General features: G+C 62.3%; 12 protein-coding genes and 1 tRNA gene. 8 read left to right on the top strand and 5 right to left on the bottom strand.

The genetic code is table 11. The annotated features are described in order from the left end of the window. Position 1 precedes the first annotated feature (1 nt). Complete coding sequence (locus BMX62_RS01015; protein WP_090202706.1) at positions 2-1777, bottom strand: ABC transporter ATP-binding protein; 1776 nt, start codon at positions 1775-1777, stop codon at positions 2-4. Between the two features lie 74 nt (positions 1778-1851). Here BMX62_RS01015 and BMX62_RS01010 point away from each other — a divergent pair, with 74 nt between their 5' ends. The 6 genes from BMX62_RS01010 (at position 1852) to BMX62_RS00985 (ending at position 6581) form a co-directional block, all read left to right on the top strand. After that, entirely contained in the window at positions 1852-2442 is a 591-nt protein-coding gene (locus BMX62_RS01010) for an NADPH-dependent FMN reductase (protein ID WP_090202702.1), read from the top strand. Between the two features lie 354 nt (positions 2443-2796). Next, on the top strand, positions 2797-3225 hold the full coding sequence (gene rplM / locus BMX62_RS01005; RefSeq protein WP_090203082.1) for a 50S ribosomal protein L13: 429 nt from the start codon (positions 2797-2799) through the stop codon (positions 3223-3225). Positions 3226-3282: 57 nt separating this feature from the next. Beyond that, the gene (rpsI, locus tag BMX62_RS01000) at positions 3283-3675 is read left to right on the top strand and encodes a 30S ribosomal protein S9 (protein ID WP_090202699.1); all 393 of its coding nucleotides are present in this window, start codon (positions 3283-3285) and stop codon (positions 3673-3675) included. 137 nt (positions 3676-3812) lie between these two features. Next, positions 3813-3886: transfer RNA gene (locus BMX62_RS00995), tRNA-Gln, on the top strand. A 103-nt stretch (positions 3887-3989) separates the two neighbouring features. Next, positions 3990-5333, top strand: a complete 1344-nt coding sequence (locus BMX62_RS00990; RefSeq protein ID WP_162273481.1) for a sigma-54 interaction domain-containing protein — start codon at positions 3990-3992, stop codon at positions 5331-5333. Positions 5334-5543: 210 nt separating this feature from the next. Then, on the top strand, positions 5544-6581 hold the full coding sequence (locus tag BMX62_RS00985; RefSeq protein WP_090202695.1) for a porin: 1038 nt from the start codon (positions 5544-5546) through the stop codon (positions 6579-6581). 191 nt (positions 6582-6772) lie between these two features. Here the strand turns inward: BMX62_RS00985 and aspS are convergent, their stop codons facing one another. Together aspS and BMX62_RS00975 are read right to left on the bottom strand one after the other, a co-directional pair. Then, entirely contained in the window at positions 6773-8560 is a 1788-nt protein-coding gene (gene aspS, locus BMX62_RS00980) for an aspartate--tRNA ligase (protein ID WP_090202691.1), read from the bottom strand. Positions 8561-8702: 142 nt separating this feature from the next. Then, positions 8703-8990 carry an FmdB family zinc ribbon protein gene (locus BMX62_RS00975; RefSeq protein ID WP_090202688.1) on the bottom strand — a complete coding sequence of 96 codons (288 nt, stop codon included), beginning with the start codon at positions 8988-8990 and terminating at the stop codon, positions 8703-8705. Between the two features lie 143 nt (positions 8991-9133). Here BMX62_RS00975 and BMX62_RS00970 point away from each other — a divergent pair, with 143 nt between their 5' ends. Next, positions 9134-9511: a DsrE family protein gene (locus BMX62_RS00970; protein ID WP_090203076.1), complete on the top strand. Its 378-nt coding sequence runs from the start codon at positions 9134-9136 to the stop codon at positions 9509-9511. Between the two features lie 10 nt (positions 9512-9521). Further along, a complete protein-coding gene (locus BMX62_RS13210; protein WP_274377147.1) occupies positions 9522-9644 on the top strand; it encodes a hypothetical protein in 123 nt (40 codons plus the stop codon). Here the strand turns inward: BMX62_RS13210 and BMX62_RS00965 are convergent. Further along, entirely contained in the window at positions 9620-12889 is a 3270-nt protein-coding gene (locus tag BMX62_RS00965) for an efflux RND transporter permease subunit (RefSeq protein WP_090202685.1), read from the bottom strand. The genes BMX62_RS13210 and BMX62_RS00965 overlap by 25 nt on opposite strands. Beyond that, positions 12886-13935, bottom strand: a complete 1050-nt coding sequence (locus tag BMX62_RS00960; RefSeq protein WP_090203072.1) for an efflux RND transporter periplasmic adaptor subunit — start codon at positions 13933-13935, stop codon at positions 12886-12888. Before BMX62_RS00960 ends, BMX62_RS00965 begins: the two co-directional genes overlap by 4 nt. Positions 13936-13981: the final 46 nt, after the last annotated feature.

Here is a 13981-nt window from a genome sequence, read left to right as displayed (position 1 = left end):
GTTATGGCATTTCAAGAGATGGATTTCTTGTTATGACTTCACTGTAAGTCCCATAATGAATTACAGATCCATAATCCAAAAGATAAAGCAAGTCACAGCTTTTAATCGTGCTCAATCGGTGTGCAACCATAATGATGGTTCGGTTACCGTGCATTTGATTGATTGCAAAAATCACTTCGTATTCAGTGTTCTGATCCAGAGCCGAAGTGGCTTCATCCAGGATCAGCACCGGCGGATTATGGTACAAGGCCCGGGCAATCCCGATCCGCTGCCGCTGCCCTCCCGATAGTCGAATGCCCCTCTCCCCCACGGTTGTGTGATAGCCCTGGGGCAACTCGTTGACAATGAAGTCATGGATCTGGGCCGCTTTGGCGGCGGCTTCCAGGGCCGCCGGGTCAATCTCCTCCGGACTCAGGCCCAGGGCAATGTTGGCGGCCACGGTGTTGTCCAGCAGATAAATCTCCTGGGGGACATAGCCGATGGACCGGTGCCAGGCCGGGGCGCGTTCGGGGGTCAGGGGAATGTCATCAATCTGTACCTGCCCCCTGGTGGGTGTCAGCAGGCCTAGAATCAGGTCCAGCAGGGTGGATTTACCCGAACCGGTGGGGCCGATGATGCCGATGGTGTGATTGACCGGAATCCGCAGCTCGATGTCCTTGAGCACCGGGCGATCTTCGCTGCCAGGATAGGCATAGGACACGCCGGCCAGTCGAATGTCCCGTTGGGGTATCCAGGGTTCCGGGGCCGGGATGTGGGGGCGCCGGGGCAGATGCAGATCCCGGTGGATGTGGTCCAGGGCGGCGGCTCCGAAGCGCAGCCGGGCAAAGCCACGGTAGACGCCTTGAGCGGCGGGCAGCATGCGGTAGGCGGCAAAGCCATACAGGCCGATCACTGGCAGGATCTGGCCCAGGTCGTCGCCGCGCCAGACCAGAACCAGCACCAGGGCCACCAGTCCCGCGTAGCCGGTGGCTTCCACCAGATACACGGGGATCTGCCCCAGGGTATCGTTGGCGGCCAGATGGCGGGAGTAGGTGCGGGAAGGGTGGCGGAACCGCGTCACATAGGTGTCCGCCTTGTGGGTGAGGGTGATGGCCTTGATGCCGCCCAGGGCTTCCGAGGCGGTCTGGAACCGCTCGCTGTTGGCCTCCCGGCGCTCCCTGCCGATGCGGCCCAGTCGCACCCGCACACCTTGATAAATGGCAAGATAAAGGCTGCCAATGATGCCGGCGGCCAGCAGGGCCATGAGGGGATCGTAAATGATCAACAGCAACAGCATGGCCAGGATGACCGCGCCGTGGGCGATCATCTGGATCACCGGCAGCAGCAGGTTACTGCCCAGTTGGTCCACTTCCGAGAGGATGCTCTTGGCGAGTCCGGCACTGTTTCTGCCCAGGAACCAGGCATAGGGTTGTTGCAGGTAGGTTTGCAACAGCCGGGTGCTGATGTCGTGGCGCTGCAGGTGCGCAAAGCGGAACAGGGTGTAGGTGGTGAAGGATTTGAACAGGGCCGACAGGCCGACCAGGGTGGCGGAGGCGGCGCCCAGGACCACGATGAACTGGATGGGGCTGTCAAAGCCCATCCATTGATAGAGGGCGGCCAGTTGGGGCTGTTCGGTGACCAGGTCCGGGTTACCCAGTACCGCCAGAAACGGCATGATGGAGATGACCCCGGCGGTTTCGATGGCGGTCATGGCCAGCACGAGCAGCAGCACGGTCAGAAAGCGCCGGCGGGCATGGGGGGTGAGGATGGCCCAGAGCTGTTTGAGGGTTTTGGCCATGTCTTGGGATTTTTCCGGGCGATGGGGCACTATAGTGCAGAAATTGTCCTTGTGCACAATAACGGAGAATGTCCATGTCCAAACCATGTCTGCTTGCTCTGTCCGGCAGTGCCCGCCGGGACTCTCTCAACGGCAAGGTGCTGGCGGTGATGGCCTGCGGGGCCGAGGTGGCGGGGGCTGAGGTCCGGGTGGTGAGTCTGGGGGAGTATCCGTTGCCCATCTACGACGGCGATCTGGAAGACGCCCAGGGATTGCCCGACAATGCCGCCCGGTTGCAGCAGTTGTTCGCGGACCATGACGGCCTGTTGCTGACCTCTCCCGAATACAACGGTTTTTTCACCCCCCTGCTCAAGAATGCCCTGGACTGGGTTTCCCGCCCCTTGCCCGATGGCTCCGGTCAGCCGGGGACGGTCCATGTGCGGGGCAAGCCCGCCGGCATTGCCGCCGCCTCTCCCGGCGGTCTGGGTGGTCTGCGTTCCCTGCAGCATACCCGTCAGTATCTGGCCAATCTGGGGTTTTTGGTGGTGCCCGAACAGATGGGAGTGGGGCAGGCGGGCCAGGCATTCACCGATGGCGGTGAACTTCGGGATGAGGATGTTCGCAAGGGAGTGGAAGGGGTGGGGGCGGCGGTGGCCCGTCTGGCCATGGCCGTCAGAGGGGGGTGATTGGTTGGCCGGAATTCCTGGGCCACATCCCCCTTGTCACCCGCCCGGTTCCCCGTTATCATTGCCCGCTTTCCGTGGCTCATGCGCATCCTGGAATTCAGGTCAACCCCCCTCGTCCAGCAACGAAAGGGTCTGTTTCTGGGGCGAATGAAAGAACGCGCACGGTTGCTGCTGGGGCGGGATCAGAGCGTGGTTCACAGGATTGTGCCCCGTTCCCCCGGTCCGGATTGATGGCTATGGCTGTATCTTTTAACCCAAACCCATACAGGAGGACGCGAGCAGGGCCTGTGATCGTGCTGGGCACGATGCACCATCCCTCCCCGACTTGAAAGACGGGGGTTCTCGCGCAAAATGATGAAGACATTTAGCGCCAAGCCCGCTGAAGTCACCCGCGACTGGTACGTGGTTGATGCCTCTGGCAAAACCCTTGGCCGGCTCGCCAGCGAAGTGGCTCGTCGCCTGCGTGGCAAGCACAAGCCCGTGTATACCCCGCATGTGGACACCGGCGATTACATCGTGATCGTCAATGCTTCCAAGGTGCGCCTTAGCGGTAACAAGGAAAGCGACAAGATGTACTACCGGCATACCGGTTATGTCGGCCATATGAAATCCGCCAGCGCACGGCAGATTCGTGAGCGTGCTCCCGAGCGCCTCATCGAAATCGCGGTGAAGGGCATGTTGCCCAAGAATCCTCTGGGCCGGGCCATGTTCAAGAAGCTCAAGGTGTATGCCGGAGCCGAACACAGCCACACTGCCCAGCAGCCTCAGCCGCTGGAAATCTGAATCACACTCTGATCCGGTCGCCTTGCATGGCCGGGCAGCACACAGGCAGGTCAAGAGATGGCAACAACCCAGAATTACGGAACCGGACGCCGCAAAGAGGCTTCTGCGCGGGTGTTTCTGCGCCCCGGTAAGGGCGAGATCACTGTTAACAACAAGCCCCTGGATGTCTACTTTGGGCGTGAGACCTCCCGCATGGTGGTCCGTCAGCCGCTGGAAGTAGCCGAGAGCCTGGATCGTTTCGACATCGTGGCTACGGTGAAGGGCGGCGGTGCCAACGGTCAGGCCGGTGCCATCCGTCTGGGTATTGCCCGCGCTCTGGTGGAGTACGATGAGAATCTGCGGGGTGCCATGCGGACTCACGGCTTTATGACTCGTGATGCCCGTCAGGTCGAGCGTAAGAAGGTGGGTCTGCGCAAAGCCCGTCGCGCCACTCAGTTCAGCAAGCGCTGATCTCTGGCGACAGGAACGGCTTGCAGTCGCCCCAGGGCCATCCATCAGGATGGCCTTGTGTGGGATGGTTGTTCGGTTTTTATTTCGGGGCTTGATTCAACACCCCGTCATGCTGTAGATTTGCGCCTCGGTTTTATTGGGGGATCGTCTAGCGGTAGGACTACGGACTCTGACTCCGTCAACCCAGGTTCGAATCCTGGTCCCCCAGCCATATTGATAAAAAGGCCCCCTTTGTGGGGCCTTTTTTCGTTCCGGCGCTTCCCCTCCCACCAAGCCCGATGGGCTATGGTGGGAGCACCCGCGCCGAATTTTTGATGGAATACCTCCCCGCCATGCTGACCCTGAACAACCGCCCCAACGCCGCTGCCGCGCCCACCCTCGATCAAGTGGTCGAACTGATTCCCGATGCCTTTGTGATCCTTGATGGCAACCATCGCCTGCTGGCGGCCAACAGGGCGGCCCTGGATTGCCTGTCCTTGTCCCGCGAGGCGTTGCAGGGGATGGGTTGTGGTGAGTTTTTTCTGGGGGTGCCGGGGGACTGTGCCGGGGCAGGGCGTTGTCCACTGGCCAGCCCGGAATCCATGTCCCGGTCTGTGTCGGTGCTGGTCTATGGCGGTCGGGGGCGCCAGCGTCTGAATATTCGAATGACCCGGCACTCGGGTGATGATGGGGATTTTTTTGGTCTGCTGCTGTATCCCGATGCGGCAACGGTCTCCGGATCCTCAGAGAATGTGCGCCTGGTGGGGCAGTCTGCCCCCATGCGGGAATTGATGCGGATGGTGGAGCGGGTGGGGCCTACCCATGCCACGGTGCTGTTGCTGGGAGAAAGTGGTGTGGGCAAGGAGCGGGTGGCGGATTATCTGCACCATTGTTCCGGTCGCGCCCAGGGACCGCTGGTGGTGGTGGATTGTTCCACCCTGGGGGAGCAGATCATCGAGGCAGAGTTGTTCGGCTATGAAAAAGGGGCGTTTACCGGGGCGGACCGGCGCAAGATCGGTCTGTTCGAGGCGGCCCAGGGGGGGACGCTGTTCATTGATGAGGTGGGGGAGTTGCCCCTGGCGATGCAGAGCAAACTGCTGCGGGTGCTGGAAACCTCTCGCATCCGTCGGGTGGGGGGGACGGAGTATATTCCGGTGGATGCCCGGGTGGTGGCCGCCACCCATCGTGATCTGGCCTCCATGGTGACCCAGGGGGGGTTTCGGGAAGATTTGTATTATCGGTTGTCGGCGTTTCCCATTTTCATCCCTCCGCTACGGGAACGGCGGGAGGATGTGCTTGCCCTGGCGGAATATTTTTTAAGGGAGGTGGAGGGCGGTGCATCCCATTTGCCCCTGTCCGTGCCGGTGACCGATTTGCTGGTGTCCCATCACTATCCGGGCAATGTGCGTGAATTGAAGAACATCATGACCCGGGCGGCGATTCTGGCGGGCGGGGGGCCGTTGTTGCCGGAGCATATCGCTTTTCAGTCCAGGCAGGCCCATGATGCCGATACCGGGTTGAGCGCCCAACCTCGGCGGGTCCGTACCGCATGTACCGAAGCGGGTGTCAGGGCTGCACTGGCTGCCAGTGGAGGGCATCGTTCCGAGGCGGCCCGGCGTTTGGGGGTCAGCGAGCGTACTTTGTATCGCTATCTGGAAAAATTCCAGATTCGGGGTTGAGCAGGGTAGAAATTGTACCTAAAAAACAACATTTCTTCTGTTTGTCATGTCATTGACATGACAGTGTCAGGCTTGTTGTCATGGTGTGTTGTATTTTTACACATTAAAAATCAGTGACTTATTAATTTGGCACGGCTTCTGCATTATGGCGGAGGACTGACATCGTCAGATCTTGTGACAACGATAACCGCTCTGCAGAGGAACATCAGCATGCAAAAGAAAGTACTCGTATTCGCAGTGGCTGCCGCCATGGGCCTGCCCGCCGCCGCCATGGCCGACACCACCCTGTACGGTCGTCTGAATGTGTCCATGGACTATGTGGACGATGGTGTTGATAGTTCCCACCAGCTGGCCTCCAACTCCTCCCGTCTGGGTGTGCGTGGTTCTGAAGATCTGGGCATGGGCCTGCGTGGTGTGTTCCAGATCGAAGCTGCCCTGCAGGGCAATGAGGGTCGCGCATTTGATGGTAGCAACCTGACGGCTCGTAATACCTATGTCGGTCTGGCTGGTGGTTTTGGTGAGTTGCGCATCGGCAAGCACGACACCCCCTACAAGCTGTCCACCCTGCGCCTGAACTTCTTCGCCGATACCCTGGGTGACATGCACCATGTGGCTGCTCAGACTGGCAACAACGCCAACAATTTCTACCGTCGTAATGACAACACCCTGATCTACATGACCCCCGATTTCGGCGGCATGCAGTTCATGGCGTCTTACACCACCGACCTCGTCGATGACACCCCGAACAACAACCCGGATGCTAACGACACAAACGCCTTCTCTCTGGCGGGTGTGTTCTCCCAGGGTCCGATGTACGTTGCCGTTGCTTATGAGCAGAACAACAACTTCGGCGTGGGTGGCGAAGATCAACAAGCCTGGAAAGTGGGTGGCACCTACCAGATCGCCGATCTGACCCTGGCTGCCATGTACGAGAATATTGACGATGGCCAGGATGACCGTGACGCCTTCCATCTGGGCGCCCGTTACAGCTTCGGTCAGGCTTACCTGATGGCCTCCTACACCTTTGCCGATGAACTGACCACCGACAATGGCGCCAAGATGTACGCCCTGGGTGGTGGTTTCAACTTCTCCCGTCGTACCGGTATCTATGCAGTTTACGCGCTGGCTGACAACGATGATGCAGGCAGATATGGCCTGACCGGCTCCGGCAAGGGCAAGGGCGTTGGTGCAGTGGTTGCTGGCGAAGATGTCTCCGGCTTCCAGATCGGCGTGACCCACAACTTCTAATCATCGGTCCCATACCGATGGCATTGCCCAAGGTCGCCTGACCGGAAGGCATGCACTGGAAGTTAAAAGGGTGCGGAGGAAAACCTCCGCACCCTTTTTTTGTCTGCTTGATCTGGCCCTGCTGGATCTGGGTCTGCTGCTCCCCTTTCACCTATGGGAAAGGGGAGTTTTACCCATGCCACAGCGAGGGATCAGGCTTCCTTCTTGTCCCCACCCATTGGCCGCAACCGGATACCCAACTCCCGCAACTGGGCCTCGCTGACCGGGGCCGGGGCCTGGGTCAGGGGGCAGGCGGCGGTCTGGGTCTTGGGGAAGGCCATGACGTCACGGATGGACTGGGCACCGGTCATGAGCATCACCAGACGGTCCAGACCGAAGGCGATGCCGCCGTGGGGCGGGCAACCGTACTTGAGGGCATCCAGCAGGAAGCCGAACTTCTCTCTGGCTTCGTCTTCGCCGATGCCCAGCAGACCGAACACCGCCTGCTGCATGGCCATGTTGTGGATACGCACGGAACCGCCGCCCACCTCGGTGCCGTTGAGCACCATGTCGTAGGCGCGGGAAACCAGCTGGCCCGGATGCTCGGACAGGGCCGCCAGATCGTCGGTGCGCGGCGCGGTGAAGGGATGATGCAGGGCCACCCAGCGGTTTTCCTTGTCGTCCAGCTCGAACATGGGAAAATCCACCACCCACAGGGGCCGCCAGCCCCGCTCCACCAAACCCCGGTCCTGGCCCAGCTTGACCCGCAGCGCCCCCAGGGACTCATTCACCACCCGGGCCTTGTCGGCGCCGAAGAAGATCAGGTCGCCGTCCTCGGCACCGGTGCGGTTGAGGATTTCCACCACCACCGTATCCGGCAGGAACTTGAGAATGGGGGACTGCAACCCTTCGCGCCCGGCGTTGATGTCGTTGACCTTGATATAGGCCAGACCCTTGGCACCGTAACGACCGACGAAGCTGGTGTAGTCGTCGATCTCCTTGCGGGACACTTCGCCGCCCTTGGGCAGGCGCAGGGCGGCCACCCGACCGTTGGGGTCCCTGGCCGGGCCGGAGAACACCTTGAACTCCACCTGGGCCATTACGTCGGTGAGATCCACCAGTTCCAGGGGAATACGCAGATCCGGCTTGTCGGAACCGTAGCGGTGCATGGCCTCGGCATAGGTCATGCGCTGGAAGGGGGTGTGCAGGGGCACTTCCAGCACCTGGGCGAACAGTTCCCGCATCATCTCCTCCATGAGGGTCATGATGGCCTCTTCATCCATGAAGGCGGTCTCAATATCCAGCTGGGTGAATTCCGGCTGACGGTCGGCCCGCAGGTCTTCGTCGCGGAAGCAGCGGACGATCTGGTAGTAGCGGTCCAGGCCGGACATCATCAGCAACTGCTTGAACAGCTGGGGGGACTGGGGTAGGGCAAAAAAGCTGCCGGGATGGGTGCGGCTGGGCACCAGATAGTCGCGGGCACCCTCGGGGGTGGCCTTGGTGAGCATGGGGGTTTCGATGTCCAGGAAGCCGTGGGATTCCAGGAAACGGCGCAGCGTTCCGGTCACCTGGGCACGCAGGCGCAGGCGGGTCTGCATGATGGGACGGCGCAGGTCCATGTAGCGGTAGCGCAGGCGGGTTTCCTCCCCCACTTCGTCCTCGTCCAGTTGGAAGGGCGGCGTCTCGGCGGCGTTGAGTACAGTCAGTTCGGTGCCCAGCACCTCGATGGCGCCGGTGCGCAGATCGGTGTTGACCGTGCCCTCGGGACGGCGGCGGACCTTGCCGCGCACCTGCAGCACATATTCACTGCGGACCCGTTCGGCGGTCCGGAACACCTCGGCCCGATCCGGATCGAACACCACCTGCACCAGACCCTCCCGGTCCCGCAGATCGACGAAAATGACGCCCCCATGGTCACGGCGACGGTTGACCCAGCCACACAGGGTCACCTCCTGGTCGAGCAGGGATTCATCGACGGTGCCGCAATAATGAGTACGCATGTCTTGCCTTCACTGGTTGATTCGGTTTTGGGAAAAACCGTTAATGTTAAGGGGTTCCACATACCGGAGTAAACGTCCGGACCCACAGGCTATGTGACTGATTTTTCCTTGGGTCCGGTGATGGACATGGGATCAGGGCGACTCAGCCTGCGGCCTTGCAGGTGGCACAGGCATCGGCGCCACCGCCGGATTTGCTGTCAGCACCGCAGGGCGGGGCCTTGCCGTCATCCTTGAGGTTCTTTTTATTGCCGTTTTTAAAGTCGGTCTCGTACCAACCGCTGCCGCCCAGACGGAAGGCGGGGGCCGACACCTGCTTTTGCAGGGTGGCGCCGTGGCATTCGGGGCAATCCACCAGGGGGGCGTCGGAGAACTTCTGGATAGCCTCCAGGCGGTGGCCGCAGGCATTGCATTCGTATTCGTAGATCGGCATGGTCAATACCCCAAGGGCAGAAATCTGGACAGGTCCGGATTATATCCGCAAAGTGTTTCGTGGCACCGAAGAAATGGCGCCTGACTGCATATGGGGATATTTGGGAAAATTTCCAGTCTTTTAATTTCAAGGCGCAAGGCACCATGGCAGACAAGGTCATCATCATGCTTCTCAACACCAGCCTTCAGGCCACCGGCACCCTGGGGACACCGTTTTTCCATGCGGCGGTGGCGGCGGCCATGGATCTGGAGGTGGAGATTTATTTTGCCGCCGAGACCGCCCAGTTGCTCAAACGTGGGGTGGCGGAGAATCTTTATGCGGGCAAGCAGCGGACAAAATCCATTTATGAGTTCATGCAAGACGCTCATGAAGCCGGAGTCAAGTTCTATGCCTGTACTGCTGCCATGGCAGAACATGGATTGAATGATGACAACGTCATCCCGGAGCTGGACGGCAAGCGGGGCGGCGCCGCCTTCATCGGCGAGGCGGTGGAGGATGGGGTTGTGGTGCTGACGTATTAGGAGACCCGCCTTGAGTCCATCCCCTGAATCCGTGCGCACCACCGGCTGTTCCTCCGGCATCGGCCATTGCGCCGCCCGAATGCTGCGGGAACGGGGGGGCGCCCCCCGTCAGCCCGTGCGCCCTTTCAGATAGCTGTAGTACAGCACCGGGATCACCAGCAGGGTGAGCACCGTGGAGACCAGTACCCCGAAGATCAGGGAGATGGCCAGGCCGTTGAAGATGGGATCGGTCAGGATGAACCCGGCGCCGATCATGGCCGCCAGACCGGTGAGCACGATGGGCTTGGTGCGCACCGCCCCCGCCCGGATCACCGCCGCTTCCAGGGCCACCCCACGGGCCACTTCCTGATTGATGAAATCCACCAGCAAAATGGAGTTGCGCACGATGATCCCCGCCAGGGCGATCATGCCGATCATGGAGGTGGCCGTGAATTTGGCGTCCATGAACAGTCCATCCAGCAGGGCGTGACCGGGCATGACACCGATCACCGTCAACGGGATCGGCGCCATGATGATCAGCGGCACCACGTAGGAACGGAACTGGGCCACCACCAGCAGGTAGATGAGCACCAGCCCCACCGAATAGGCCAGACCCATGTCGCGGAAGGTCTCATAGGTGATCTGCCACTCCCCGTCCCACTTCAGACTGTAGACGTAAGGGTCTTCCGGCTGATTGATGAAGTACTGATCCAGGGGACGGTCCAGGGCCAGGGGCTGGTCACGCAACTGGAAGAACAGGTCGAACATGCCGTACAGGGGACTGTCCAGACGCCCGGCCATGTCGCCGGTGACATAGACCACCGGCAGCAGGTCCTTGTGATGAATGGACCGCTCCCGGGTGGTCTCCACCACGTTGACCAGCTCCGACAGAGGCACCAGGGCACCGTCCCTGGCCCGTACCCGCAACGCCAGCACGGTGTCCAGCTCCGCCTTGTCGGCGGCGTCGAATTCCAGCCGGATGGGCACGGCGTATTTGACCCCGGCACCGAACAGGAAGCTCACGTCCTCGCCCCGGATCACCGTGTCCACGGCGTGGGCGATCTGGTCCTGGGCCACACCCAGCCGGGCCGCCTTTTCACGGTCCACTTCCAGGATCAGGCGCGGACCGGGATAGTCCACCGAGTCGTCCACATCCACCACCCCCTCGGTGGACTCGAACAGGGCCCTGACCTGACGGGCCACCTGGATCTGACCTTCGTAATCGGGGCCGTAGATTTCCGCCACGATGGGGGCACGCACCGGCGGCCCCGGCGGCACCTCCACCACCTTCAGGGCGGCGCCGTGGCCCGTGGCAATCTCCTGCAGGGGACCGCGCACGTCCAGGGCGATCTCGTGACTCTGGCGACGACGCTCCTTCTGATCCACCAGATTCACCTGGATATCCCCCAGATGTCCGCCCTCCCGCAGGTAGTACTGGCGCACCAGACCATTGAAGTTGATGGGCGAGGCGGTGCCCGCATAGATCTGGTAGTCCCGCACTTCCGGCACCGTGGCCAGATATTCCCCCAGTTCTCCCAGCACCCGGGCGGTGCGCTCCAGACTGGTGCCTTCAGGCATGTCCACCACCACCTGGAATTCGGACTTGTCATCAAAGGGCAGCATCTTGAGCACCACCACCTGGAAATAGGCCAGGGACACGGAACCCAGGATCAACAGCACCATGCTCCCGTAGAGGCCCCAACGGCGCATCCGCGCCCCCTTGCCCCGCAGGAAGGGGCCAAGGATGGCCTCGGAACCCCGCTGCATCCAGCCGGCGGCATCCTCGCCGCCCTCATGACCCTTGCCCCCCTGTGCCGGGGGTTGCTGTTCCGCCTGACGCCGCAACAGCTTGTAGGTCATCCAGGGTGTCACCACATAGGCCACCGCCAGGGACAGCAGCATGCCCATGCTGGCATTGATGGGAATCGGGCTCATGTAAGGCCCCATCAGCCCGGAGACGAAGGCCATGGGCAACAGGGCCGCAATAACGGCGAACGTGGCCAGGATGGTGGGACCGCCCACCTCGTCCACCGCCAGGGGAATGGCCTCCAGCAGTGTCTTCTTGCCCATCTGCATGTGGCGATGGATGTTCTCCACCACCACGATGGCGTCATCCACCAGGATGCCGATGGAGAAGATGAGGGCAAACAGGGACACCCGGTTGAGGGTGAAGCCATAGGCCCAGGAGGCGAACAGGGTCAGGGCCAGGGTGATGACCACCGCGGTGCCAACAATGAACGCCTCCCGCCAGCCCAGGGCCAGCCACACCAGAAGCACCACCGAGGCGGTGGCCAGGATCAGCTTCTGGATCAGGGTCCGGGCCTTGGCGTCGGCGGTCTCGCCGTAGTTGCGGGTGACGGTGACCTCCACCCCTTCGGGGATATGGGTCCCCTGGAGCTGCGCCATGCGGGTCATGAGCCGGTCGGCGATCTCCACCGCGTTGGTCCCCGGCTGCTTGGCCACGGCAATGGTCACCGCCGGTTCGGTCAGGCCCGGCACGAAGTCGTTGCCGGCGCCCACGCCCCAGCCGAAGCGCACGTAATTGTCCGGCGTGGCCGGCCCCTGACGCACCTGGGCCACGTCCGACAGGTAGACGGGACTGCCCTCGTGGACACCCACCACCAGGGCGGCCACCTCCGCCTCGCTGGACAGGAACCGGCCGGCCTGCAGGGGGATCTCCAGGTCATCCCGCACCAGCGCCCCGGCATCGCGGGAGACATTGCCGGCCTGAAGGGCATGACGCAGGTCCTCCAGGCTCAGGCCGAAACCGGCCACCCGCTGGGGGTCCAGCCGCACCTGAACCACATGGTCGGGACCGCCGATGGTGTAGATGTCCCGGGTGCCCGGCACCCGCTTGAGTTCGGTTTCCAGGCTGTGGGCCACCCGCAGCAGCTCATGGGCACCCCGGGCAGGGTCTTTGGTCCAGAGGGTGAAGGCCAGGATGGGCACATCATCGATCCCCTTGGGCTTGATGATGGGTTGCCCCACCCCCAACCCCTGGGGCAGCCAGTCCTGATTGGAAAAGACCTGATTGTAGAGCCGCACGATGGCATCGGTGCGAGGCTCCCCCACCTGGTACTGGACCGTGATCACCGACAGGCCGGGCTGGGATACCGAGTAGACATGCTCCAGGCCCTCGATCTCGGACAGCACCTGCTGGGCCGGGATGCTCACCAGCTGCTCCACCTCCTCCACCGAGGCACCGGGGAAGGGAATGAACACGTTGGCCATGGTGACATTGATCTGGGGTTCTTCCTCCCGGGGAGTCACCAAAATGGCGAACAGCCCCATCAGCAGAGCCACCAGCGCCAGCAGGGGCGTGATCTGGGAGGTGAGAAAAGCCTTGGCGATACGGCCGGAGATCCCCATGGCGCCGGCGTCCGTTGCAGCCTGGTTCATCGTGCCGCCTCCCGCTGCCGGGTCTTGAGGGCCACGCCGGCGGCGACGGGATCCAGGGCCACCTGCTCGCCTTCCGACAGACCCGCCAGGATGGCCACCTGCCCGTCGGCTTCCGTTCTGCCCGTGCGCACCTGGCGCAGGCTGATCCGGCCCTGATCATCCACCACATAGACCGCGGAGACCTCGCTGCGCCGAACCACCGCCGAGGCGGGCACCAGCAGGGCCTCTCGTTCCCCCACGGTGAAGGCCACCTTCACGAACATGCCGGGAAACAGGTCCGGTGTCCGGTCGGGCAGTTCGGCCCGGACCCGGAACGCCGCCGTGGCCGGATCGGCATAGGGGAAGAAGGTGAGCTGGCTGACGGTCACCGGCGGCTGGTCCTCCAGCAGGATACGGGCGCTCTGATAGCGACGCACCGGGTTGATGAAGCGCTGGGGGACTTCCGTGGTCACCCGCAGAAACTCCAGGGAGATGCCCGACAGCAGGGGCTGACCGGGACTGACGCTCTCGCCCACTTCCACATGACGCCGGGTGACGATGCCCGCGTAGGGGGCGCGCACCAGGGTATGCTCCAGGGCCTCCTGGGCGCCGGCCCGGGCGGCCCGGGCAGATTCCAGGCGGGCGCGGGCGGATTCCAGGGCGGCGGTGGCCCGGTCCATCTCGGCGCGGGAGATGAGCTGGCGCTCGAAGATGCCCTGTATCCGTTCAAATTCGGCCCTGGCCTCGTTGAAACGGGCCTGGGCTTCCCGCAGGCCCGCCTCGGCCTGATCCAGACGGGCACGCTGTTCGGTGTCCCGCAACTGGATGATGACCGCCCCCGCCTCGACGAAATCATCCACGTCGTACCGCACCGCCGTCACCCGGCCACTGGTCTGGGCCGACACCGTGGCCTGCTGCACCGCTTCCACCCGGCCATCAAAAATCTGCTCGGCGGGCAATAGATGACGGGTGGCAGGGACGGTGGCCGGATCGGCGGCAACCGGAGCGGCAACAAACGACAGGATGAACAGGCCAGCAAGCAGCCAGCGGGGGCCGGGACGAACCATGGGCAGGGTCTCCATATTAGCTTTTGCTAATCTAGCATGAATGGCG

Source organism: Ectothiorhodospira magna (assembly GCF_900110965.1).
GTDB lineage: Bacteria > Pseudomonadota > Gammaproteobacteria > Ectothiorhodospirales > Ectothiorhodospiraceae > Ectothiorhodospira > Ectothiorhodospira magna.
Note: the sequence above shows the minus strand (reverse complement) of the source record. Positions and strands in the feature narration are given on the sequence as shown.

Excerpts from the sequence above, each read along its gene's own strand:
- BMX62_RS01015 (WP_090202706.1), bottom strand. The coding sequence starts at position 1,777 with ATGGCCAAAACCCTCAAACAGCTCTGGGCCATCCTCACCCCCCATGCC.
- BMX62_RS01010 (WP_090202702.1), top strand. The coding sequence starts at position 1,852 with ATGTCCAAACCATGTCTGCTTGCTCTGTCCGGCAGTGCCCGCCGGGAC.
- rplM (WP_090203082.1), top strand. The coding sequence starts at position 2,797 with ATGAAGACATTTAGCGCCAAGCCCGCTGAAGTCACCCGCGACTGGTAC.
- rpsI (WP_090202699.1), top strand. The coding sequence starts at position 3,283 with ATGGCAACAACCCAGAATTACGGAACCGGACGCCGCAAAGAGGCTTCT.
- BMX62_RS00990 (WP_162273481.1), top strand. The coding sequence starts at position 3,990 with ATGGAATACCTCCCCGCCATGCTGACCCTGAACAACCGCCCCAACGCC.
- BMX62_RS00985 (WP_090202695.1), top strand. The coding sequence starts at position 5,544 with ATGCAAAAGAAAGTACTCGTATTCGCAGTGGCTGCCGCCATGGGCCTG.
- aspS (WP_090202691.1), bottom strand. The coding sequence starts at position 8,560 with ATGCGTACTCATTATTGCGGCACCGTCGATGAATCCCTGCTCGACCAG.
- BMX62_RS00975 (WP_090202688.1), bottom strand. The coding sequence starts at position 8,990 with ATGCCGATCTACGAATACGAATGCAATGCCTGCGGCCACCGCCTGGAG.
- BMX62_RS00970 (WP_090203076.1), top strand. The coding sequence starts at position 9,134 with ATGGCAGACAAGGTCATCATCATGCTTCTCAACACCAGCCTTCAGGCC.
- BMX62_RS00965 (WP_090202685.1), bottom strand. The coding sequence starts at position 12,889 with ATGAACCAGGCTGCAACGGACGCCGGCGCCATGGGGATCTCCGGCCGT.
- BMX62_RS00960 (WP_090203072.1), bottom strand. The coding sequence starts at position 13,935 with ATGGTTCGTCCCGGCCCCCGCTGGCTGCTTGCTGGCCTGTTCATCCTG.